The organism is Diaphorobacter aerolatus (genome assembly GCF_014489535.1).
In the GTDB taxonomy this organism is placed as follows: domain Bacteria; phylum Pseudomonadota; class Gammaproteobacteria; order Burkholderiales; family Burkholderiaceae_C; genus Diaphorobacter_A; species Diaphorobacter_A aerolatus.
On sequence record NZ_CP060783.1, the window covers coordinates 2,921,389 to 2,945,274 of the forward strand.

A 23,886-nucleotide genomic window follows, 5' to 3' on the forward strand; every position below is an offset into this window, starting at 1 on the left:
ACGGTTGATCTCGGTCTCTTGCGAATTTGCCCGGAAAACGCGTGCGCATCGGCGCGACATCGCGAAGTTCCCGGGCGACACTGCAGGACCTGCAAGAGTGGGCAAATCCTATCACTTCCGCGTGCCGCAGGCGTTGTCCCTCGCAATGACGAAAACCGCCGGTCACCTCAGGGATGCGCATCCACCAGGCATTTCGCAAACGCGGCGGCCGCGCGGCTCGGCTCTGGCGACTTGCGCACCAGGCTCACGAAATCGCAATGGTAGTTAAGCAGTTGCGGGTGCACGGCCCGCATCAGCCCCTGCGATTCAAAATGCCCTGCGTAGTGCACCGGCAGAAAACCGAGGTAGCGGCCCGAGAGGATCAACGTGGCAATCGACTCCTGATCAAAGCCGGTCGCGGCACGCGAAAGTCGCGCCTGGTGTGTGAACTCCATGTTGGGGGAGTGATACCCAAGTCCGGCAAAGGCATGGGCGCGAACCGAGTCCCAATCGAGCCCCTCATGGTCGGCATCGAACAGCGAATGCTGCGCACCGCAGTAGAGCTGCATGGTCTCGCCGAACAGCCGGTGGTAGACCAGGCTCTGCGAACTGCGGTGCGTGGGAATGATGCCGATCTGGAAGGTGCCATCCATCACGCCGCGCTCGATCTCGTTGATCGAGCCCACATGCAGTTGCAGATGCACGTCGGGCGCCAGACTGTTGAACGCACCGATGGCCTCGCCAATGCGCGCGGCCGGATTGCTGGCCGTCTTGTCGAACACCGCCACCGCGAGCTGGCCGCCCATGCGCGCGTGGATGTCGTCGATGCCGTCGCGAAAGCCGCGCACGGACGACAGCAGGCGCAGCGTTTCCTCGTAGACGCGCTGGCCCTCGGCGGTCAGCGCAAAACCCGCTCGGCCCCGGCGGCACAGCGTGAGGCCGAGGCGCGTCTCCAGATCCTTCACATGGCGGCTCACGGTGCTGGTGCCGATGTTGAGCTCCAGCTCCGCCGCCGACATGCCGCCGCACTCCACCACCGCCTTGAACACCTGCAAGAGGCGCAGATCCATGTCGCTGAGCTGCCCGAGCACCGCGCGATTGCGGGTCGCGGGTGGGGTCTTTGGGGCTCTCGAAACCGGCGTTTTGACGGGGCGTTTTTTTACTTGCATAAAACCTCAAGTAAACAGTGATATTGCTCTATTTACGGGATTATCCATCGCCTCAACAATGCACTGGCGCCGCACTGCCAAAGTGCGCCGATTTCCCGAACCCATCCACGTCCTGCACGACCCAAGCCGGAGACACTCATGAGCCTCACCACCGTCGCCAATCCCGCCAGCGCCGACAGCGCAGTCCGCACCGATGCCGCGTGGCTCGATGCCCACTGGATGCCGTTCACCGGCAATCGCAACTTCAAGGCCAACCCGCGCATGATCGTCGGCGCCGAAGGGGCCTATCTGCATGACGACAAGGGCCGCAAGATATTCGACGGCCTCTCTGGCCTGTGGTGCACGGGTCTCGGCCACGGTCGCCGCGAGATCGCCGACGCCATCGGCAAGGCAGCGCTGCAACTCGACTACGCGCCAGCATTCCAGTTCGGTCACCCCGCTTCATTCGCGCTCGCCAACAAGATCAAGGAGATCACGCCCCAGGGCCTCGACTACGTGTTCTTCACGGGCTCGGGCTCGGAAGCCGCAGACACCTCGCTCAAGATGGCGCGCGCCTACTGGCGGCTCAAGGGCCAGGGCAGCAAGACCGTGCTGATCGGCCGCGAAAAAGGCTACCACGGCGTGAACTTTGGCGGCATCTCGGTGGGCGGCATCGGTGGCAACCGCAAGATGTACGGCCAAGGCATTGCGGCCGACCACATGCCGCATACCCAGCCACCGGCAGGCACGTTCCAGAAGGGCATGGCCGAGGACGGCGGACGCGCACTGGCCGACAAGCTGCTGGACATCATCGCGCTGCATGACGCCAGCAACGTGGCAGCCGTGATCATCGAGCCGTTTGCGGGCTCCGCCGGGGTGGTGATTCCCCCCAAGGGCTACCTCGAACGCATTCGCGAGATCTGCACGCAGAACCACATTCTGATGATTTTTGACGAGGTCATCACCGGCTTTGGCCGCTGCGGCGCAATGACCGGCGCGCACGCATTCGGCGTGGTGCCCGACATCATGAATTTCGCCAAGCAGGTCACCAACGGCTCGCAGCCCTTGGGCGGCTGCGTCGTGACCAAGGACATCTACGACACATTCATGGCAGCCGGTGGCCCGAGTACATGCTCGAGTTCGCGCATGGCTATACCTACTCCGCGCACCCGATCGCCTGCGCCGCCGGTATCGCCGCGCTCGACCTGCTCGAACAGGAAGACGGCCCGGGCCGCGTGAAGGCGCTGGCACCGTACTTCGAGAATGCCGTGCACGGCCTCAAGGGCACGAAACACGTCGCCGACATCCGCAACTACGGACTGGCCGCTGGCCTCACCATCGAGCACGCACCGGGCGAGCCCGCCAGGCGCCCCTATGAAATCGCCATGAAAATGTGGGAGCTGGGCTTCTACGTGCGCTACGGCGCAGACACCATCCAGTTGGCTCCTCCCTTCATCAGCGAGCGCGCCGAGATCGATCGCCTGATCAACGCACTCGGCGAAACCATCCCGTCGGTGGGCTGAACCACCAACCCGCTACCGCCACCAACCCGGCGGTAGCCGATTGTTGTCAAACCGATCCGGTTTGAATGGATCAGGTATTAAGCAAGGAGCTACGCGATCAGCGCAGCGCCCGATACCACCACCCCAATGACTCCCAACAAATCATGAACTGAAGCCGTGTGGCTTCCAGCGAGGACATAAACCATGAAAAACGACAAGAACGTTACTTCTACCGTGGGCCATCTGATCGATGGCAAGATCATTGCAGACACGGCACGCACACAACCCGTGTTCAACCCCGCCACCGGCCAGTCAAGCATCAACGTCGCCCTCGCAAGCAAGGCCACGGTCGAAGAAGCCATTGCCTCCGCCGAAAAGGCTTTTCCCGCCTGGCGCAACACCCCTCCGCTCAAGCGCGCCCGCGTGATGAGCAAGCTGAAAGTCCTGCTCGAAGAAAACGCCGACCGGATTGCCGAACTCATCACCGCCGAACACGGTAAAGTACTGGCCGACGCGCAGGGCGAATTGCAGCGCGGAATCGAGAACGTCGAATATGCAAGCTATGCGCCGCAACTGCTCAAGGGCGAGCACAGCCGCAACGTCGGACCCGGCATCGACAGCTGGAGCGAGTTCCAGGCCCTGGGCGTCACGGCAGGCATCACGCCGTTCAACTTCCCGGCGATGGTGCCGCTATGGATGTGGCCCATGGCCGTGGCCTGCGGAAACACCTTTGTGCTCAAGCCTTCGGAACGCGATCCGTCGAGCACCATGCTCATCGCACAACTCGCGCTCGAAGCCGGTCTGCCGCCGGGCGTGCTCAACGTGGTCAACGGTGACAAGGTTGCGGTCGACACGCTGCTGCAAGACCCACGCGTGAAGGCCGTGAGCTTCGTGGGCTCCACTCCGATTGCGGAATACATCTATTCCGAAGGCTGCAAGCACGGCAAGCGCGTGCAGGCCCTTGGCGGCGCAAAAAACCACGCCATCGTCATGCCTGACGCCGACATCGACAACGCCGTCACCGCGCTCATGGGCGCGGCCTATGGCAGCTGCGGCGAGCGCTGCATGGCGATCCCGCTGGTCGTGGCCATCGGCGATGAAACCGCAGACAAGGTGATCGACAGCCTCAAGGTCGAAATCCAAAAGATGAAGGTCGGCCCCGGCACCGACAACAGCAACGACATGGGCCCCCTGGTCACCCGACAGCACTTCGAGAAGGTCAAAGGCTATGTGGATGCCGGTGTCGCCGAAGGCGCAAAACTCGTCGTGGACGGACGCGGCGTGAAGGTGGCGGGCCACGAAGACGGCTACTTCCTCGGCGCCTGCCTGTTCGACAACGTCAAGCCCGGCATGAAGATCTATCAGGAAGAAATCTTCGGCCCGGTCCTCGGCGTGGTGCGCGCGAAGAACCTGCAGGAAGCCATGAAGCTCATCGACGACCATGAGTACGGCAACGGCACCTGCATCTTCACCCGCGACGGCGAAGCCGCGCGCTACTTCACCGACCACATCCAGGTCGGCATGGTGGGCGTGAACGTGCCACTTCCCGTGCCCGTGGCTTACCACTCGTTTGGAGGGTGGAAGCGATCACTGTTCGGCGATCTGCACGCCTATGGACCGGATGCTGTGCGCTTTTACACGAAGCGCAAGACGATTACGCAGCGTTGGCCTTCGGCCGGGGTGCGGGAGGGGCTATGTTCAGCTTTCCTAGCAGCAAGTAGTTTTTGTTTATTTGTTGTTGATTGCTGCTGTTTGAATGCTGCTGGCCGGGTCTCGCCCCGGCGGGCGAATTACTTTCTTTTGTCAAAAAAGAAAGTAATCAAAGAAAGTTGAGCCCGCTGTCCACGACCCCTCGCGTTGCGAGGGGCGACCTGGGGCGAGACGGTCGTGCGGTGCACGGCAAAACTCGCTGCGAGCCTGCGGCTCTCCGCTCAAACAATTGCCGTGAGCTAGACATTGAAGCTGTTGCGTCACTTGACGCAACAGCCACCGCACAACCGCCTCGCCCCAGGCGTGGTCAGAGGGCGGGAGTCGGCACTTCGCTGCGCTCGTGCAGTAGCGGGCACCAACGCCTCCACGCAACTCAAACCCGGCACGAGCGCAGCGACGTGCCGAACGCACCTCTTTCCAGCTGACTTGCGGCGGTTGTCCGAGCGAAGTGACGAAGGAACGAAGCGAGTTCTGCCGCAGGTATTCAAAGCGCTTTTTGGTGCCTTTTTGGCAAGACTGACCCGTCCTGAATAAAGTTGACACCTTGGACTTGCAAAAAAGGCAAGCGAGATGGAATCAGAGATCAAACGTACGCAGCGCGACTACACGCTGGCTTTTAAGCTGGCGGTGGTGGAGCAGGTAGAAAAAGGCGAGCTGACATACAGACAAGCGCAAAGCAAATACGGCATTCAGGGGAGATCGACCGTGTTGGTGTGGTTGCGCAAACACGGGCGACTGGGCTGGAGTGTTGGTGCATCATCTGCTGCCATGCGGATAGATAAAGAACCTCAGCCACTCACGCCTGAGCAACGGATCAAGGAGCTTGAAGTACAGCTCAAGGATTCTCAGCAGAAGGCGCAATTGTTTGAAGCAGTGATCGATGTGCTTCGCAAAGACTACGGAGTGCGTGTCGTAAAAAAGCCTTTGGGCAAGTTCTCCAGGAAAAACTCGTCCAAGGACTGAGTGTGAGCAGAGCTTGCCAACACATGGGCATGAGCCGTCAGGCGCATTACCAGGGCTGCCAGCGCCACGCCGCGCGCATGAACCAGGCCCAGACGGTCGTGCAACTTGTTGAACACGAGCGCATGCGCCAACCCCGGGTGGGCACGCGCAAGCTCCAGAAAATGCTGGAGGTTCCGCTACAGAAGGCGGGTATAGCGATGGGACGGGACGCGCTGTTTGATGTGCTGCGCAACGCCAGAATGCTTGTTGCGCCAAAGCGGGCCTATCACAAGACAACTCACAGCCATCATCGCTTCAGGCGCCACCCGAACCTGCTCAAGGCGGGCCACAGCAGGAGCAGGCCACAAGAAGCGAGCAAGTCTGGGTGGCGGACATCACCTACCTGCCCACGCAGGGAAAGTTCGTCTACCTGAGCCTGATCACAGACGCCTACTCACGCAAGATCGTGGGCTGGCATGTCCACGCAAGCCTGCAGACGCAGGAAGTGGCGCAGGCGTTCAAGAACGCATTGAAAGCACGACAAAGCCAGCAACCACTGACGCATCATTCGGACAGAGGCATTCAATACTGCGCAGACTACTACCAGGAGTTGCACAAGCGTCACGGGGTGACGTGCTCGATGACCGATGGCTACGACTGCTACCAGAATGCACTGGCCGAGCGGGTCAACGGAATCCTGAAAGGTGAGTTACTACTTCAAAGGCCAGCCGATCTGGCCCAGGCCAGGCGAATGGTGAAGGAGTCCGTGCAGATATACAACTGCGAGAGACTGCACACATCGCTGAAAATGCAGACGCCCAATGCTGTGCACCGGGCGTCTATGGCCGAATTACTCCGGAATGTTCAACCGTCTAAAGTGTCAACGTAATTTAGGACGGGTCAGACAAAAAGGTACTGCGCCGCCGGGCGCAATCCCGGCCAGCAGCACAAAAACCGTCCCCAAAACAAAAACAGCTCAAGAATATCCACAGCCCCCGGAGGCTCTCGGCATAGTCCGCCCCGAGCAGGAGACGGGCAAGCGGCCTACAATCGGCTCCCCTGTTCATGCTGACGGCTGACACAGATCATTAAATTCCGCCCTCAGCTTTGCCTTCGCTGGAGACTCTTGATGTCCGAGAATACGGCCCCGACCCCTGTTGATAAACGCGCTCAGTTGCGCAAAGCGGCGCTTGAATACCACGAGTTTCCGAAGCCCGGCAAGATCACGATTGCTGCGACCAAGCAGATGATCAACCAGCACGATCTGGCGCTGGCCTATTCGCCCGGCGTGGCGGCCCCCTGCGAAGAGATCGTCAAGGACCCGAACAACGCATTCCGCTACACGGCGCGTGGCAATCTGGTGGGCGTGGTCACCAACGGCACGGCGGTGCTGGGCCTGGGCGACATCGGCGCGCTGGCCGGCAAGCCGGTCATGGAAGGCAAGGCCGTGCTGTTCAAGAAATTCTCCGGCATCGATGTGTTCGACATCGAGATCGACGAGAAGGACCCGGACAAGCTCGTGGAAATCATCGCCGCGCTCGAACCGACGTTCGGCGGCATCAATCTCGAAGACATCAAGGCACCCGACTGCTTCTATGTGGAGCGCAAGCTGCGCGAGCGCATGAAGATTCCGGTCTTCCATGACGACCAGCACGGCACGGCCATCACCGTGGGCGCGGCCATCATCAATGGCCTGAAGGTTGCGGGCAAGGACATCAAGAGCGTCAAGCTCGTGGCCTCGGGCGCAGGTGCTGCGGCGCTCGCGTGCCTGGGTCTGCTGATCAAGCTCGGCATGCCGCGCGAGAACATCTGGGTGACCGACATTGCGGGCGTGGTCTACGAAGGCCGCACCGAGCTGATGGACGAGGACAAGGCGTTCTTCGCGCAGAACACGCCGCTGCGCAAACTTGCGGAGGTGATCGTTGACGCCGACGTGTTCCTCGGTCTCTCGGCGGGCGGCGTGCTCAAGCAGGACATGGTCAGGACGATGGCGGCCAATCCGCTGATCTTCGCGCTGGCCAATCCGAATCCCGAAATCGCGCCCGAGGACGTGAAGGCCGTGCGCGACGACGCGATCATCGCCACGGGCCGCACCGATTATCCGAACCAGGTCAACAACGTCCTGTGCTTCCCCTACATCTTTCGCGGTGCGCTCGATTGCGGTGCGACGACCATCACGACCGAGATGGAAATCGCCGCCGTGCACGCAATCGCCGAGCTGGCGCAGGCCGAGCAAAGCGAGGTGGTCGCCGCCGCCTATGTGGGCGAACAACTGGCATTTGGTCGTGAATACCTGATTCCCAAGCCGTTTGACCCGCGCCTGATGATGAAGATCGCTCCGGCGGTTGCCAAGGCCGCGGCCGACAGCGGCGTGGCCCTGCGCCCGATCGAGGACATGGACGCATACAGCGACCACCTGCAGACATTTGTCTACGCCTCGGGCACGACGATGAAGCCGATCTTCACCGCCGCGCGAGCGGCCGCGAAGAAACGCATTGCCTACGCCGAAGGCGAAGAAGAACGCGTGCTGCGCGCGGCGCAGATCGTGGCCGATGAGAACGTCGCGCGCCCCACGCTGATCGGCCGTCCCGCCATCATTGCCCAGCGCATCGAGAAATTCGGCCTGCGCCTCAAGGAAGGCCAGGACTACGATGTGGTGAACGTCGAGGACGATCACCGCTACCGCGACTTCTGGCAGACCTACCACCGCATGACGGAACGCAAGGGCATCACCGCCCCGGTCGCCAAGATCGAAATGCGACGCCGCCTGACGCTGATTGCTTCCATGTTGCTGCACAAGGGCGAAGTGGACGGAATGATCTGCGGCACCTGGGGCTTTACCGCGCATCACCTCAACTACATCGATCAGGTGATCGGCATGCGCGCGGGCTGCAACACCTATGCCTGCATGAACGGCCTGCTGTTGCCGGATCGCCAGGTGTTCCTGGTGGACACGCACGTCAACTACGACCCGACCGCCGCCCAGCTTGCCGAGATCACCGTGATGGCCGCCGAAGAAATGATGCGTTTTGGCATCAAGCCCAAGGCCGCGTTGTTGTCACATTCCAATTTCGGATCGAGCAACCATCCGAGCGCAGTAAAAATGCGGGAAACGCTGGAAATCCTCAAGATCCAGGCGCCATGGCTGGAGGTCGATGGCGAGATGCACGGCGACGTGGCGCTGGACGCCAAGTCACGCGCGTCCATCATGCCGCACAGCACGCTATCGGGCGACGCAAACCTGTTGGTGATGCCCAACATCGACGCCGCCAATATTTCCTACAACCTGCTCAAGACCGCCGCGGGCGGCGGCATTGCCATCGGCCCCGTACTGCTGGGCGCGGCCGAGCCGGTGCACATCCTCACGGCGAGTGCCACGGTGCGCCGGATCGTGAACATGACGGCCCTGACGGTGGCCGACGCAAACGCCGCGCGCTAGCCACCAGGCTCGCCTTGTCAGAACCTGCTCATACAAGGGACTGCTCAATTTTTGAGCAGTCCCTTGCTTTTTGCGGGTGTTTGAGTCAAACTATTGCCTCGAAATTCCGGGTAAACCCGTAGTTTTCGAAAGGTGTCGTTGATGTTGAAAGCTGTCGCCGTATCGGCGCATGGAACCGGTCTCAGAACTGGTTTGGCAGGTTTGGCGTACGCTTTGTTGATGACGGTGCCCGTCTGGGCTCCGGCCACTTCGCTCGCGCGCCAGAACACCGCTGATCCGGTCTCCATCCCCATTGCAGTTGCCGAATTGCCGCGCGAGGCGCGCAGCACCTATGCATTGATCAAGGATGGCGGTCCGTTTGCGCAGGACAAGGACGGTTCGATTTTTGGTAACTACGAGCGCCAGCTTCCCAGGGCGCGGCGTGGTTACTACCGTGAGTACACCGTCAAAACGCCTGGAGCCCGCAATCGGGGGCTCGGCGCATCGTCTGCGGGGGCCACCCCGGGTTCCCGACGCTTGCTACTACACCAACGATCACTACGCGAGTTTCCGAGAGATCAAGGAATAAAAGTCGACCTGTCGCCAATATGCGCACCCTGTAGGGAACTGACCCTTGGCGAGAGCCGGTTATGGGCCGACAATTCCGCGTTCCCCGAATTGAACCGAAACATTCATCTTTTGTGGATATCCAACAAGAAAGAGCAACGGAGATGGAAATGCCACTTCGTCACGATCAGGACAGTACGCTGCTGCGCGGTGTTCGTCCCAATATCGTCCAGTCCATCCGCGCCTATCGCATCCAGGATCTGCAGACCGCAGCCCAGGCGATGGGCAACCACTTCCTGTACGCCAATCTGGCGCATGCCCAGTCCAAGCAGGACATTCTCGACCTGATCGCCCAGCAGTTCATGTTCCCGGCGCACTTCGGCAAGAATTTCGATGCGCTGTACGACTGCATGACCGATCCGCTGCACAAGTCGGGGCCGCAGCCCGGGTTCATCGTGGTGCTCGAGCAGATACCCACCACGCCGAAGTTCGACAAGGAAGCGCGCGAGCAGCTCCTGGACATCTTCCGCGACGCTGCCGACTACTGGGCCGACCGCAAGGTGGCATTCCGCTGTTTCTATTCTTTTCTGTAGCCCGTTCTGCAACCTCAGGCCAAGTGGAACGGGCCAACGTGGCCGAAGCCGCCGCACCTCGTCGGCGCTCTCCTGCTATTGAAATCGTAGTAGATACATCCAGCGGCGAGAAAATGCCCACCGACAAGATCGTGGACGTTTCGCCGCAGGCCCTGCGCATGAGCAGTCCGTTCAACGCCACCTACTGGCTGGCGGCGGCCTGAAAAGCCCAACGAAAATCGCGTCCATTCATCGCAATCGACGCGATTTTTGTTGCCTGCGACCTCAGCGCCGTCAGGAATGCGGTGCGGGCGGTTTCAACTCGAGCGCCAACCGCACATAGTCCTCCACCGGCACTTCCTCGGCGCGCCGCTGCACATCGAACTCCCCGGTGAATCCGCGCGCCTGAAGCCACGCGCCCAGCGTGTGCCGCAGCTTCTTGCGCCGCTGGGAAAAGGCCACCTGCACCATCTCCTCCATCAGTTTCACGTCCACCGGCGCGGGATTGGCGCGCGGAACCATGCGCACCACGGCGCTGTTCACGCGCGGCGGCGGGTCGAAACTTCCGGGGGCACGAACAGGAAGTTCTCCATCTCGTAGCGCCACTGCAGCATCACCGACAAGCGACCGTAGTCGCCCGACGAGGGCGTACCGACCATGCGGTCGATGACCTCCTTTTGCAGCATGAAGTGCTGATCCTGAATCACATCGACATAGTCGAGCAGGTGAAACAGGATGGGCGTGGAGATGTTGTAGGGAAGATTGCCCACGACACGCACCTTGGGCACCTTCATGTCGGCGGCGAGCTTGCGGAAGTCCACGCGCAGCACGTCGGATTCGACCACGGTGAGCTGTCCGTGCCCGCGCAGGCGCTGCGCCAGATCGCGGTCGAGCTCGATTACGGTGAGGTGCCCGAGGCGCTCCACGAGTGGCTGGGTGAGCGCCGCCAGACCCGGGCCGATTTCCACCATCGGCTCGCCGGCCACGGGCGCGATGCCGCTGACGATGGACTCGATGATGTAGGTATCGCTCAGGAAATGCTGGCCGAAGCGTTTGCGCGGAATGTGCTTGCTCATAATGAAAATTGGCAGCCGGTGCTGCCATTCGAATACGCGATCCTGGGATTGTTCATTGCGGCGGTTCGCGGAATTCCACGTAGGCCCTCGAACGGGCCTCCTGCACCCAGTGCGTGTAGGCTTCTTCGAGCTTCTTCTCGCGCACCACGTCGCGAACCATCTCGCGCTGTTCGCGCTGCGTCAGCTTGACTTCGCGGCGATCGATCAACTGGATCAGGTGCATGCCGAAACGCGAGAGAAACGGCTGGCTCATCTGACCGGGCTGCAGCGATTCGACGACCTGCTCGAACTCCGGCACATAGCGGCCCGAACCCGCCCAGCCCAGATCACCGCCGTTCTGCGCGCTGCCGTCCTGCGAATGTTCGCGGGCCAGCGACTCGAACGTGGCCTGTCCGCTTTCCACGCGGCGGCGGTAGTCCTCAAGACGTTGCGCGGCTTCCTGCTCGGACATCTTGGCGTTCATGCGCAGGAGAATGTGGCGCACGTGCGATTGCACCGCTACGGTCGGCACACCGGTGAGCGAGCGATCCACCACCTTGAGAATGTGGAACCCCGCGGGCGAGCGGATCGGACCCACGACGCTGCCGACCGCAGCCTTCTGCGTGGCGGAGACGAACAGCTCCGGGTAGCGATCCGCAGGACGCAAACCCATCAGCCCGCCCTGCGCGGCATCGGCCGCATTGGACGATGCGCGGGCCACCTCGAAGAAATCCTTGCCGTCGCGAATCTCGCCCGCGAGCTGATCGGCCTTCGCCTTCTGCGCCTGCACCTGATCGGCCGAAGCACCCTCGGGCACGGCGATCAGGATGTGGCCCAGATTGATTTCCGCATTCGCTGCCGCGCTGGCGGAGGCACCGCGCTGGTCGCGCAAATGCTGGTCGATGTCGGCCTCCGAGACCTTGACGCGCGAATCCACTTCGCGCTCGCGAAGGCGTTGCACCAGCATCTGGTTGCGCAACTCGGCACGGAACTGCTCGCGGGTGATGCCGTCCTGCGCGAGGCGGCGATACATGTCTTCCTCGGCGATCTTGTTCTGCTGCGCCACCGACTTCACGGCCTGGGATACCGCGTAGTCGTCCACCTTGAGGCCCATTTCCTTGGCGTTCTGCAGCTGGATCTTCTCCATCACCAGACGCTCGAGCACCTCCTTGGCCAGAACGCGCTCGGGCGGCGGGGTCGCGCCCTGCGCCTGTGCCTGGGCGCGCACGCGCTCCATGCGGATCAGCACGTCGTTGTTGGTGATTGGCTCGGAGTTCACCACCGCGACGATGTAGTCGGCCGAACGCGTCGTGACGCGACCGTTGGTATTGGCCGGTGGCAGCGTCACGCTGGGCGACAGGCGCGGCGCCTGGGGTGTGCCTGCGGGCCGCAAGCCTTGCGCGGACGCGCCCAGAGGCAACAGGGCGGCGGACAAGGCGGCGGCGGATACGAGACCCAAGGTCAGTGCGCGAATTTTCATGACATCTTCAATGGTAAACGGGTGATTTCCACCCCTTGCGGCACGTGGCATTCAATCGCTGATGCGTCGGGCTGCCGCTGCATGGTCAATCGTATTGGCTGAAACGGCTCGGCGACACCGAATCCTGGCGCAGCATCTGGTAGCGCGGCACGTTGCGCTGCAAGCTTTGCAGCGGGTTCGATCCGAGCGACAGGCGCGAAAAACCGAGAAATTCCACCTGGAACATCAGCCGCGTATTGGAACTGCGGATCGAATTCTGCAAGCGCTCGAGCACCACGCGCCCGATCCAGCAGCAGCTCTCGTACTCGAAACCGACGATGGTATCGACGAACTTGCTGTCCTTCATGCTGTAGTTCAGGCGGCCCACGCTGTACCAGCGGCCCGGGCCACCGGGCACGCGCTCGCCCTTGTCACCCCACAGATCGTTGAGCGGCCACTGCCAACCTATGTCGAACTGCTCGCTGGGCTCGGTGATCGAGTCGGTGATCTTCTGCAGCCGGTAGGCCGCGCTGACCGTGTGGTACTTCGAGGGCGAGTAGCGCGCGCCGATGGTGCTGCGCGTGGAGCGCGAGGTCTTGGGGTTGTACTGAACCGTGGTGTCGAGAGACCACTGCGGCGTCCAGTTGATGCCCGCGCCCAGGAGAACATCCGAGAGGCGGTCCCGCACCGGATTGACACCCGGCATGGTGACGTCCTGGTCCGAGAACCGGATGCGCTGCGCCACGCCGAACCGCGCCGCCTCCGCGCCGGTATCGGCGTCGAGCAGGCGCGTGGTCACGCCGAGCGTGAGCAGATTGTTGTCGGCGATACGGTCATTGCCGCCAAACGCGTTTTCCGTATAAATCGACGCAAAGTTGAAGTCGCTCGGCGCGGTGTCGTAGATCGGCAGCATGCTCTGATCACGATACGGCGTATAGGTGTAGAACGCGCGCGGCTCGAGCGTCTGCAGAAAGCTGCGGCCAAAGAAATTGGCGTCGCGCTCGAACACCAGGCCACTGTCCAGGCTGAAGGTCGGCAAGGTGCGCGACATGCTGGTGCTGCCATTGACGAGCTGCGAATCGAATTGGTAGTTCGTGGTGTTGAGCATCACCTTGGGAATCACGAATCCCGCCGGAGCAAGAAACGGTCGGCTCAACTGCGCCATCGCGAACGAGCGCTCCGCATTCGGTTGACGCGTGAAGTTGCGATCCGCGCGGAATTTCGTGTAGTCGGCATCGACGCTGAAGTCGAAGCCGCCCGCCAGATCCTGCGGCGAATAGCGATAGTGCAGTTGCGGCAGGCGGTCATAAGGCGGCATGATCGGCGCCGACACGTCCTGCAGCGTCTGCCATTTGAGCGCACGCAGCGACACCGAATGATCGGCCCTGGTCCACCCAAGCGAGGCATCTGCGGCCAGCAGGCGCTGCGTGAGCTGCGTGCCCAGTCCAGCCGCGCTCGTGCGCTGGGAAAAATCGCGCCAGTAGTCATCGTCGCTGACGCGCTTGACGTCGATGTTCAGCCCGAGCCCGCCGATCGGCGAATCAAGCAGGCCGTTGTGCTTGAGCCCATAGGACCAGCGGTCACGGTCGCGCAACTGGTCTCTGGGCATGTACATCCCGGACGCTTCGCCGCGATAGGTCGGCTCCAGATAGCGGAAGTCGCCCGCGAGCGCCGCCCCACGGCGGGACATCAGTATCGGCGTGATCGTCGCATCGCGATTCGGGGCGATGTTCCAGTAATACGGCTGTTCGTACTCGACGCCGCTGTTGCTGCTCAGACCGATGGTCGGCGGCAGGAAACCGGATTTGCGTTTGTCCGACAGCGGAAACGACAGCCTCGGGACCGGCAGGATCGGAATGCCTTTGAACTCCAGCACGCCGTCTTCGGCGACGCCCACGTCCTCGCCGCGATCCAGGGTGATCTTGCGGGCCCGCAGAATCCAGTCCGGCCGCCAACTGGCTTCGTTGGTGCGCTCGCAGGTCGTGTACGTGCTGTTGTGGACGATGGAGTTGTCGTTGTCGATGAAATCGACACGCGACGCCTCGCCGTGGCCGCCGGTTTCGAGAAACCGGTAGCGCGCGTCGCTGAAGAAACCGGAGAACGCATCGACCTTCAGATCCAGCATCGTGCCCTGGTAGATATTGCCGGCCCGGTTGATGTGCACATTGCCTTCGGCCATCGCGCGGTCTTCGGGCACGTCGTATTCCATGCGATCGGCGCGGATGACGGTGTCGCCCCGGCGCAGCTCCGCATGGCCGTCGATCACGGCCTTGATGTCGGGCTGGCCGGTGACCTGATCGCCCGTGACGAACACCGGCAACTGCGGCCGCACCGCCGTCGGGATGTCTTCCTGCAGCATCGGGGACGCGCGTAGCGTCGGCGCGGGCAGCCCCGAAGTCACGGGCAGCGGATCGGACTCTTCGGTCGGCTGCGTCGTCAGCGTGGTCTGGGCCGTGCTCGCGGGCACCGCGCGCGAAGGTGCAGGAGTTGATGCAGGTGCAGGGGCAGGCACGGGCATGGCGGCTGGTGTGGACACGGTTGCGGCGGCGTCGGGATTTTTCGAATCCGGCGTCGCCACGGCCTGCTCGGCCTTGCGCGCTTCGGGCCTCCTGACGATGGAGGGAGTGGGCTCGGCAGGGAGCGCCTCCGCCGGTTTCGGTGCGGTCGCGGTCGCAGGTGGCGTGTCGAACGCCTCGATCACGACCGAGCCGTCCTTGGCCTTCCACTGCATGGGGTTCAGGTCCTGGGCAAGCAGGTGGCCGGACGCGGCACCGCAGACAGCAGCAGCCACCACGCGGGCGATCAAGCGTCGCTCGAAGCGCTGCAGGCCGGACACGGGCGCGCCCAGATGCACCGCAATGGTGGCATAGCCTGGGGCCAGGAAATCGGGAGTCTTCAGGTCTTCGAGCAAAGCAAGTCAGTCCAAGGTGTCGGAAGCCAGCGGCGCGTGGGAGCACGCACCGGGTCGTCTGCATCCGGCGGGCCGGGTTTGTAGAATCGGATTATCCATGAGCCAACCCAACCACCCCACTCCGGCGGGCACAGAAGCCCTCTCCAAAGCAGTTTCCTGGTCCGATCCGGCACGTGGGAAGCTATTCAATCAATGGCTGGCGGCGCTGGCTCCGGCACATGGCCTGCTCACCGACTCGGTCAGCATCGCCTCCGCAGATGCCAGCTTTCGCCGCTATCTGCGTGTGCAAAGCGCCAGCGGCGCAACATATATCATTATGGACGCTCCTCCGGACAAGGAGGACTGCCATCCGTTCGTGCATGTTCAGAAGCTGCTGCACCAGGCCCGGGTGCTCTCGCCCGAGGTGCTGGCCTGGGACGAGCCTCACGGATTCATGCTGATCACCGATTTCGGCGACCAGACGCTGATCGGCCTGCTCAACCCCGAACAGCCCGCCGCCGCGCACCCGTGGTACCTGAACGCGGTCGACACCCTGATCGACTGGCAGAACGCCTCGCGCCCCGGCCAGCTGCCCGAATACAACGACGCCCTGCTGCGCCGCGAGCTCCATCTCTTTCCCGACTGGTATCTGGGCCGGTATCGCCAAGCCACGCTCAGCGACAAGCAGCAGGCCACGCTCGCCAGGACCTTCGACGCGATCATCGCCAACAATCTGGCGGCACCGAGCGTCTTCGTGCACCGCGACTACATGACGCGCAACCTGATGGTGGCCGAGGACCGCTCGCTCGCGGTGCTGGACTTTCAGGATGCGGTCTACGGCCCCGTGACCTATGACATCGCCAGCCTGCTGCGCGACGCGTTCATCAGTTGGGACGAGGATTTCGTCATCGACATTACCGTCCGTTACTGGGAAAAGGCGCGCCGCGCGGGAATCCTCGGCGCGGGCAGCGCGACCGGCTGGGGCGCCGACTTCGGCGACTTCTACCGTGCAGTAGACTGGATGGCTTTGCAGCGCCATCTCAAGGTAGCCGGTATTTTTGCCCGTCTCACGCTGCGCGACGGCAAGCCGAAGTATCTGGCCGATACGCCACGCTTCATCGCCTACATCCGCCAGACCGCAGGCCGCTACCGCGAGCTCACGCCGCTGCTGCGACTTGTCGACGAGATCGAGGGCTCCGAGCCGGCCTACGGGTTTGCCTACGGCCGCATGTAATCGAGATACCAGAAGTCGCCACTCCGCCCCATGCCGCGTTTCCATTGCTCATTGCCGCTTGCCTCCGGCGCCGACGTCACCTTGCCGCCCATGGCCGCGCGCCATGTTCAGGTGCTGCGTTTGCAACCGGGCGACGAGGTCACGCTGTTCGACGGCCATGGCGGCGAGTACACCGCCACCGTCACCCGCATGGGCCGCAGCGACGTGGCCGTGCAGGTGGGCGCGCACGCCGCCACCGAGCGCGAGGCCCCGGTTGCCGTGCATCTCATCAGCGGCATGCCGGCCAACGAACGCATGGACTGGCTGGTCGAAAAGGCCACCGAGCTGGGCGCGGCCAGCCTCCAGCCGCTGGCCGCAGCGCGCAGCGTGATCAAGCTCTCGGGCGAACGTGCCGACAAGCGCAAGGAACGCTGGCAGGCGATTGCCATCTCCGCGTGCGAGCAGTGCGGGCGCAATCGCGTGCCCGGGGTGCACGCGCCCGTGTCTCTCTCCGAATGGTTGAAAAAGCCACCGGCCGAGGCGCTCGCAGCCGATGCCGTGCGCGTGGTGCTCTCGCTGCGCGAAGGCAATCGCCCGTTGCGTGAACTGGCGGCGGGCGCAAGAAGCGTCTGGATTCTTCATGGCCCCGAGGGGGTCTCACACAGGACGAGGAAGACGCCGCCATCGCCGCCGGCTTCGCTCCGGCAAGTCTTGGCAATCGCGTGCTACGCGCCGAAACCGCCGCCATCGCATCGCTCTCCCAACTGGTTTTTTCCTGATGCGCAGTGATTTTCAAGAACCCTCCGCAGCGACTGCGGAGGCCGATCTCCATGGCGATGCCACTGCCGCCGCCAAGAACCTGAAGAAAAAGAGAAACCAGCCCATGGATGATGCCGCATTGTTGATCGCCGAGCTGCTGGCTCGCCGCTGGTTGCCGCGCAATCACCCGCGTGTGAAACGCGCGCTCGTCGATGCCGAACTGTTCGCCCAGATCGAGCTGCGCCTGGCCCAATCGGGCCTGCGTTTGATGCAAAACATCTACGCCGACCATGTGAGCGTCGCGCTGCTGCCCGCCGCGCAGCACAGCCTGCTCGGCGAGGTGTGCCTGTCCTATGAGCAATCCGTGACCGAACCGCCACCCGGGCCGGATGTGGTGGACAACATGGAGGCCGCCATCGACGACATCGTCATCATCGACGAGCGCGCCACCACGCCACCGAGCCCCGGGAGTTCTGACACACCCTGTTCGATCTTCAGACTCCCGGACATCGACGAACCGTTCGCGCGCAAGAATTCGAGAGCGCGCGGTTCGGCACGGTGACAGGTCTTTACCGCAATCCGAATGCCCGACGGGCTGACCTTGCCGGTACCATCGCCGCCATGAGCACCCAATTCGAAGCCCTCAAAGACACCGACCTCTACCCGACCGCGTTTCGCGTGGAGTCGCCTGCCGAGCTGGGCGAGCGCCAGATCACGCCGCGCAAGCCCTCCTTTTTCGTCACGCGCACCCTGAGCGCAGCCACCGACGCCGAGAATGCCGCGCTCAAGGCAACGGTCGAAGCCGCGACCGACGCGCAGGCAGCTAGCGCAAAACGTCTGCTGGTGCCCGCACAGTTCGGGCTGGTGCCGCATTGGGTGAAGTCCGCGTCCGATGGCCGGTTGCGTGCGACCAAGCTCGTCAACGTCAAATCGGACATGCTGACCACGTCAACGGCGTTTCGCGATGCGTGGCTGGGCAATCAGCGCTGCATCGTGCCGATGATGGCCTTCATCACCAACGACCATCGCGGCGGCAAGCCGCAACCAACCCGCATCGCCCGCGTGGATGGCATGCCCATGGGCGTCGCGGGCGTGTGGGCGCGCTGGCGCGACCCCGAAGAGGGCTCGGAACTGCTGAGTTTCGCGATCATCACGATCAACGCCAACGCGCACGCGCTGATGAACCGCTACCAGCCGCCGGGTGCCGAAAAGAGCATGCCCGCGATCCTCAACGAAGGGCCTATGACGCGTGGCTCAACGCCAGGGCGTCGCAGGCCAAGGAGTTCCTGCGTGCCTATCCCGCGCAGAAACTGCTGGCCAACCCGGTCGAGAAAAAAGGGCGCAAGGACGCACTCGGTCTCGGGATGACGATCCGCCATCCGCGCTGATCAACGCGCCTTATTTTCGGGAAAGCGCTCATCGAGCCAGCCGAACAATTCGGCAAACACCGGCTCGGCATGCAGTTCGTTGAAGATCTCGTGGTAGAGCGCACCGAATTCCCTCACGCGCACGACGTCGGCGGGCGCGCTTGCAGCAAACGCGCGACTGCCTGCGGGTGCGACGAAATGATCCTCGCCAGCCCACATGAGCAGCGTCGGCACGGTCCATCGCGCCGCGGTGCCGACGGTTGCCGGCCCCGCTGTGGCAATGTACCTCGCAAGCCGCGCGCTCACGCGGTTATGCACCTGCGAATCGGTGCGGTAGGCCTCGATCACGGACGGGTCGTGCGAAAGATAGCGCAGCGGCAGGCCGGTCCTGACGCGCAGGTTGGGCGCGACGCGCGGCAGCGTCGCCACGAGCGCCTTCTGCACCGGGCTCAGCCCCGGATCGAGCGCCGGAGACGACAGCACGAGCGCATCGATGCGCGCCCTTTTCTCGGCAACGAAATGCCCGGCGACCAGACCGCCGAAGCTGTGGCCGAGCAACACCAGCGGCAGGTCTTGCGACATGCCGGTGATCGTCAGATTCAACACATGGGCGAGATCGAAGGTGAAACGCTTGTCATGGTCCATCCCGCCGCGCGGGCCGTCGGACTGGCCGTGTCCAAAATGGTCGTAGGCACGCACCGCAAACCCCGCTGCGAGCAGGCGCGACGCAAGCCGCTCGTAACGCCCCGAATGCTCGCCAAGGCCATGCACGATCAGCACCATGCCGCGCGCGGGCGGGGCAGGTTGCCGCCAGTCGCGAATGGCGAGGCGCACACCACCACTGTGTGAAAACCAGACGGACGACGTACAGGACAAGGCGCTTTCAACGTTGGCGGCCATGTACGGCTCCGTTCGGTGATCAGGGGTGATTCATGCGCGGGGCATCGGCGACCGGTCAGGGCCTGGCGGCAGGCATGCTCGCGATCACCTGGGCCACGGCAGCGGTGAGTTTCTTCGCATACGGCACGTGCAGAAATTCGTTGGGCCCGTGCGCATTGCTCTTGGGGCCGAGCACACCGCAGACCATCATCTGCGCGGTCGGAAAGCCCTTGCTGAGCATGTTCATGAGCGGAATCGTGCCGCCTTGGCCGATGTAGCCGCAGTCCGCGCCGAAGTGCGCGCGGCTGGCCGCATTCAGCGCCGTCTCGAACCAGGAGTCGATGCCAGGCGCGTTCCAGCCGCTGGCCGCTCCATCGGGCTTGAAGGTGACCTTGGCCTGGTAGGGCGCGTCGTCCTCGAGCAGCGCCTTGAGTTCACCGAGACAGGCCACGGCATCGACCAGCGGGGGCAGGCGCAGGCTGAGCTTGAATGCGCTGTAGGGACGCAGCACATTGCCCGCATCCTTGAGCGCCGGGAAGCCCTCGGCCCCGGTCACGCTCAAGGTGGGCTCCCAGGTGCGTTTGAGCAGCGCCTGTAGCGGATCGGTCGTGGTCGGCAGCGCGAAGGTGGTCGAGCCACCGCAGTCATAGTGTGCCCACGGGAAGCGCCTGTAGATTTCGTCACCCAGAATCTGCGCCGTGGCGTTGGCCTGCGCGACGCGATCGGCTGGCACCTCGCAATAAAAGCTTTGCGGCAGCAGGCGGCCGGTCTTGCTGTCTTCGAGCCGGTCAAGCACCATGCGCATGATGCGAAACGACGATGGCACCAGCCCCGACGAATCGCCTGAGTGCACGCCTTCGGTGAGGATTTCGACCTTGAGCGTGCCGCTTGCCATGCCGCGCAGGCTGGTCGTGAGCCAGAGCTGGTCGTAGTTGCCCGCGCCCGAGTCGAGGCAGATCACGAGGCCCACGTCACCCAGACGGGTCTTGAGCAAATCAATGTAGGGCAGCAGGTCGACGGAGCCGCTTTCCTCGCAGGTTTCGACGAGCCCCACGATGCGCGGATGCATGACGTTCTGGCGCTTGAGTTCCTGCACGGCGGCGATGCTCGCGTAGATCGCATAGCCATCGTCCGCGCCGCCGCGACCATAGAGCTTGCCGTCTTCGTACTTGGGCGTCCACGGGCCCAGATCGCTGCGCCAGCCTTCAAATTCGGGCTGCTTGTCCAGGTGGCCGTACATCAGCACGGTCTGCGCCGATGCAGCGTTCGATCCGGGCTGCGTGCCTTCCACTTCAAAGAAGATGACCGGCGTGCGCCCCGGCAGGCGCACCACTTCGAGCTTGAGGCCCGGCACCCTTTGCGCCTCGACCCAGGCGGCGGCGTTGCGCACCACCGTGTCGATGAAACCAAGTTGTTCCCAGTCCGGCGCAAAACCCGGCGACTTGGCCGGAATCGCGATGTAGTCGGTGAGCTGGCGGACGATGTCGTCGTCCCACTGCTGGCTGATGTGCGAGAGAGCGTCTGCGGATTGCAGCAGATGTTCGGCGGGTGTGCGTGCATTCATGGCGAAATCCTTTCTTCAACGAAACACGGGCAGGGGCGAAGCCGGATCGGCAGAGCGGTGTCTGTGAAGCTGCCATTGTCCCGCAGAGTGCATCGCCCTGCCAGCAGCGCGCTCGGTGAACAGGGATGAAAGAAAGTGTATCCATGCGCGGCAGGCACTTGACCCTCACATGGTGTGAACGTTCACACTGACTCCATCACTTCAAAGGAGTCACCATGACAACGTTCAAAGTACAAGGCATGACATGCGGCGGCTGCGCAGGCCGTATCGAACGCGCCATCGCAGCGCAGGACCCCGGCGCACGCGTGCAGATCGATCTGCGCGAACGGCTGGTGCAGGTGGACAGTGCCCTGCCCGCAGACGCGCTGACCGACACGCTGAAGGCCGCAGGCTACGACGCACAGGCCGTCGAATCCACCGCCTGAACGATGACCGAACGCGCCGCGCCATGCGGCGCAAACTGATGCGAGGAGACTGAAATGAACCATCCGCCCGATCATCGGCACGACACGGCAGCGCACACCGGCCATGTCCCAGCGGCCTCGGGAGGCGTGACCTACGTCTGCCCGATGCATCCGCAGATCAGACAGGATGCGCCCGGGCGCTGCCCGATCTGCCAGATGCATCTCGTCGCCGAGGACGAGGCTTCAACCACGGCCCATGCCCATCATCCTGTTCCCCAGGATGCGCGCGAACACGCCGCCCCGGCAAGCGGCGCGCACCGTGCCGAGCCGCAGCGCGCCGCTTCGGAGGGCACCGTCTACACCTGCCCGATGCACCCCGAGATCCGGCAGGACCATCCCGGCGACTGCCCGATCTGCGGCATGTCGCTCGAACCCCTGATTCCCCTCGACAGCGAGGACGACCACGAGCTGCGCGATTTCGAGCGGCGCTTCTGGTACACGCTTCCGTTCACGGTCGCCGTATTCGTGCTCGCGATGTTCGGCCACCGGCTTGGCTGGTTCGACATGTCCACGCAGTCATGGATCGAACTCGTGCTGTCGCTGCCGGTGGTGCTGTGGGCCGGGTGGCCGTTTTTCCTGCGCTGCTGGCATTCCATCAAAAATCGCAGCCCGAACATGTGGACGCTCATCGGACTCGGCACTTCGGCGGCATTTCTCTACAGCGTCGTCGCCACCGTCGCGCCAGGCGTGTTTCCCGCATCCTTCGTATCGATGGGCCGCGTGGCCGTGTATTTCGAGGCGGCGGTGGTCATCATTTCGCTGACCATGCTCGGGCAAATTCTCGAACTCAAGGCGCGTTCGCAGACCTCTGAAGCGATCAAGTCGCTGCTGCGCCTTGCACCGAAGACCGCGCGGCGCATCAATGCCGACGGCGGCGAGGAGGACGTCGCGCTCGACCACGTCCACGTCGGTGACCTGCTGCGCGTGCGGCCCGGCGAGAAGGTACCCGTGGACGGCATCGTCACCGAGGGCCAGAGCGCGGTCGATGAATCCATGCTCACGGGCGAACCGGTGCCGGTTACCAAGCGCACGGGCGACAGGCTCATCGGCGCAACGCTCAACACCAGCGGCGCGCTGGTCATGCGCTCCGAGAAGGTCGGGGCGGCCACGATGCTCTCGCAGATCGTGCAGATGGTGGCGACGGCGCAGCGCTCCAGGGCGCCCATGCAGCGCATGGCGGATACGGTGGCCGGCAAGTTCGTGCTCGTGGTCATCGCGGTCGCGATTGCGACGTTCTTCGTCTGGGGCCTGTTCGGTCCCGAGCCCAGTTGGGTGTATGGCCTCATCAACGCGGTCGCGGTGCTGATCATTGCATGCCCGTGCGCACTCGGGCTCGCAACGCCGATGTCGGTGATGGTGGCCACGGGCCGCGCGGCGTCTCAGGGCGTGTTGTTTCGCGACGCCGGCGCAATCGAGCGCATGCGCGAGGTCGACACGCTCATCATCGACAAGACCGGCACGCTGACCGAAGGCCGTCCGGCCTTCGACACCGCGGTCGCCGCGCCGGGCTTCACGCCGGACGAGGTGCTGCGCCTGGCGGCGAGTCTCGATCAGGGCAGCGAGCATCCGCTCGCCGATGCGATTGTGCGGGCCGCACGCGAGAAGGGCTTGCAGCTTGTCCATGCCGAGGATTTCGAATCCGGCAGCGGCATCGGCGTGCGCGGCAGCGTCGACGGCAGGCGGCTCGCGCTCGGCAATACCGCGCTCATGGAGCAGGAAGGCGTCACTGTGACCGCGCCGCTGCAGGCGGATGGCGAACGCCTGCGCGGCGAGGGCGCGAGCATCGTCCATCTCGCGGTGGACGGGCGGCTCGCAGGCATCCTCGCCGTGACCGACCCGATCAAGAAGACCACCCGCGAAGCCATCGAGACGCTCCAGCACAGCGGGCTTCGCATCGTGATGGCGACCGGCGACGGGCTCACGACGGCCAAGGCCGTCGGCGCGAAACTCGGCATCGACGAGGTCTACGGCGAAGTCAAGCCACAAGACAAGCTCGCTCTGGTCGAGCGCCTGCAAAGCGAGGGGCACGTCGTGGCAATGGCGGGCGACGGGATCAACGATGCGCCCGCTCTCGCGCGTGCCGATGTCGGCATCGCCATGGGAACAGGCACGGACGTGGCGATGAACAGCGGCCAGATCACGCTGATCAAGGGCGACCTGCGCGGCATCGCGGTATCGCGCGAGATTTCGACCGATACCGTGAACAACATGCGCCAGAACCTGATGTTCGCGTTTGTCTACAACGGCATCGGCGTACCGATCGCGGCGGGCGTGCTCTACCCATTCACCGGCTGGCTGCTGTCGCCGATGATCGCGGCGCTCGCCATGAGTCTTTCGTCTGCCTCCGTGATCGTCAACGCGCTGCGCCTGCGCATCAAGAAATAGGCGGACGATGGCG

12 protein-coding genes and 7 pseudogenes are annotated in these 23,886 nt (G+C 63.4%); 12 read left to right on the forward strand and 7 right to left on the reverse strand.

What is annotated here, in order from left to right; translation table 11 throughout:
• Positions 1-167 precede the first annotated feature (167 nt).
• Complete coding sequence (locus H9K75_RS13630) at positions 168-1,148, reverse strand: LysR family transcriptional regulator (RefSeq protein ID WP_187723091.1); 981 nt, start codon at positions 1,146-1,148, stop codon at positions 168-170.
• Positions 1,149-1,286: 138 nt separating this feature from the next.
• On the opposite strand from H9K75_RS13630, the pseudogene H9K75_RS13635 reads away from it, so the two are divergent.
• The 4 genes and pseudogenes from H9K75_RS13635 (at position 1,287) to H9K75_RS13650 (ending at position 8,720) form a co-directional block, all read left to right on the forward strand.
• Positions 1,287-2,650, forward strand: a pseudogene (locus H9K75_RS13635) (aminotransferase class III-fold pyridoxal phosphate-dependent enzyme).
• Positions 2,651-2,833: 183 nt separating this feature from the next.
• Positions 2,834-4,350, forward strand: a pseudogene (locus H9K75_RS13640) (CoA-acylating methylmalonate-semialdehyde dehydrogenase).
• A 559-nt stretch (positions 4,351-4,909) separates the two neighbouring features.
• A pseudogene (locus H9K75_RS13645) lies at positions 4,910-6,170 on the forward strand (IS3 family transposase).
• A 240-nt stretch (positions 6,171-6,410) separates the two neighbouring features.
• Positions 6,411-8,720, forward strand: coding sequence for an NADP-dependent malic enzyme (locus H9K75_RS13650; protein ID WP_187723092.1), 2,310 nt, complete (start codon positions 6,411-6,413; stop codon positions 8,718-8,720).
• Between the two features lie 44 nt (positions 8,721-8,764).
• Here the strand turns inward: H9K75_RS13650 and H9K75_RS23970 are convergent, their stop codons facing one another.
• On the reverse strand, positions 8,765-9,049 hold the full coding sequence (locus tag H9K75_RS23970) for a hypothetical protein (RefSeq protein WP_226858791.1): 285 nt from the start codon (positions 9,047-9,049) through the stop codon (positions 8,765-8,767).
• Between H9K75_RS23970 and H9K75_RS13655 the strand changes: the two are divergent.
• Positions 8,940-9,288: pseudogene (locus H9K75_RS13655) on the forward strand (ribonuclease domain-containing protein). The gene H9K75_RS23970 and the pseudogene H9K75_RS13655 sit on opposite strands and share 110 nt — an antisense overlap.
• Before the next feature lie 142 nt (positions 9,289-9,430).
• The gene (locus tag H9K75_RS13660; RefSeq protein WP_187723093.1) at positions 9,431-9,859 is read left to right on the forward strand and encodes a barstar family protein; all 429 of its coding nucleotides are present in this window, start codon (positions 9,431-9,433) and stop codon (positions 9,857-9,859) included.
• A 273-nt stretch (positions 9,860-10,132) separates the two neighbouring features.
• Here H9K75_RS13660 and rsmA read toward each other — a convergent pair.
• The 3 genes and pseudogenes from rsmA to H9K75_RS13680 all read right to left on the reverse strand — a co-directional run bounded on the left by rsmA (position 10,133) and on the right by H9K75_RS13680 (position 14,870).
• Positions 10,133-10,914: pseudogene (rsmA, locus tag H9K75_RS13670) on the reverse strand (16S rRNA (adenine(1518)-N(6)/adenine(1519)-N(6))-dimethyltransferase RsmA).
• Positions 10,915-10,966: 52 nt separating this feature from the next.
• Positions 10,967-12,373: a peptidylprolyl isomerase gene (locus tag H9K75_RS13675; RefSeq protein WP_187723094.1), complete on the reverse strand. Its 1,407-nt coding sequence runs from the start codon at positions 12,371-12,373 to the stop codon at positions 10,967-10,969.
• A gap of 85 nt (positions 12,374-12,458) precedes the next feature.
• Positions 12,459-14,870: an LPS-assembly protein LptD gene (locus H9K75_RS13680; RefSeq protein ID WP_187726042.1), complete on the reverse strand. Its 2,412-nt coding sequence runs from the start codon at positions 14,868-14,870 to the stop codon at positions 12,459-12,461.
• Between the two features lie 490 nt (positions 14,871-15,360).
• Here H9K75_RS13680 and H9K75_RS13685 point away from each other — a divergent pair, with 490 nt between their 5' ends.
• The 4 genes and pseudogenes from H9K75_RS13685 to H9K75_RS13700 all read left to right on the forward strand — a co-directional run bounded on the left by H9K75_RS13685 (position 15,361) and on the right by H9K75_RS13700 (position 18,602).
• Positions 15,361-16,476, forward strand: a complete 1,116-nt coding sequence (locus tag H9K75_RS13685; protein ID WP_187723095.1) for an aminoglycoside phosphotransferase family protein — start codon at positions 15,361-15,363, stop codon at positions 16,474-16,476.
• 30 nt (positions 16,477-16,506) lie between these two features.
• Positions 16,507-17,234 (forward strand): annotated as a pseudogene (locus H9K75_RS13690) (16S rRNA (uracil(1498)-N(3))-methyltransferase).
• The gene (locus H9K75_RS25545) at positions 17,234-17,776 is read left to right on the forward strand and encodes a hypothetical protein (protein ID WP_404826349.1); all 543 of its coding nucleotides are present in this window, start codon (positions 17,234-17,236) and stop codon (positions 17,774-17,776) included. Before H9K75_RS13690 ends, H9K75_RS25545 begins: the two are co-directional and overlap by 1 nt.
• A gap of 59 nt (positions 17,777-17,835) precedes the next feature.
• A pseudogene (locus tag H9K75_RS13700) lies at positions 17,836-18,602 on the forward strand (SOS response-associated peptidase).
• Here the strand turns inward: H9K75_RS13700 and H9K75_RS13705 are convergent.
• Together H9K75_RS13705 and H9K75_RS13710 are read right to left on the reverse strand one after the other, a co-directional pair.
• The gene (locus H9K75_RS13705; protein ID WP_187723096.1) at positions 18,603-19,481 is read right to left on the reverse strand and encodes an alpha/beta hydrolase; all 879 of its coding nucleotides are present in this window, start codon (positions 19,479-19,481) and stop codon (positions 18,603-18,605) included.
• A 55-nt stretch (positions 19,482-19,536) separates the two neighbouring features.
• Positions 19,537-21,024 carry a M20 family metallopeptidase gene (locus tag H9K75_RS13710; RefSeq protein ID WP_187723097.1) on the reverse strand — a complete coding sequence of 496 codons (1,488 nt, stop codon included), beginning with the start codon at positions 21,022-21,024 and terminating at the stop codon, positions 19,537-19,539.
• A 215-nt stretch (positions 21,025-21,239) separates the two neighbouring features.
• Between H9K75_RS13710 and H9K75_RS13715 the strand changes: the two genes are divergently transcribed.
• The gene (locus tag H9K75_RS13715; protein ID WP_187723098.1) at positions 21,240-21,449 is read left to right on the forward strand and encodes a heavy-metal-associated domain-containing protein; all 210 of its coding nucleotides are present in this window, start codon (positions 21,240-21,242) and stop codon (positions 21,447-21,449) included.
• A 54-nt stretch (positions 21,450-21,503) separates the two neighbouring features.
• Positions 21,504-23,873 carry a copper-transporting P-type ATPase gene (locus tag H9K75_RS13720; protein WP_404826350.1) on the forward strand — a complete coding sequence of 790 codons (2,370 nt, stop codon included), beginning with the start codon at positions 21,504-21,506 and terminating at the stop codon, positions 23,871-23,873.
• The last annotated feature ends 13 nt before the right edge of the window (positions 23,874-23,886 follow it).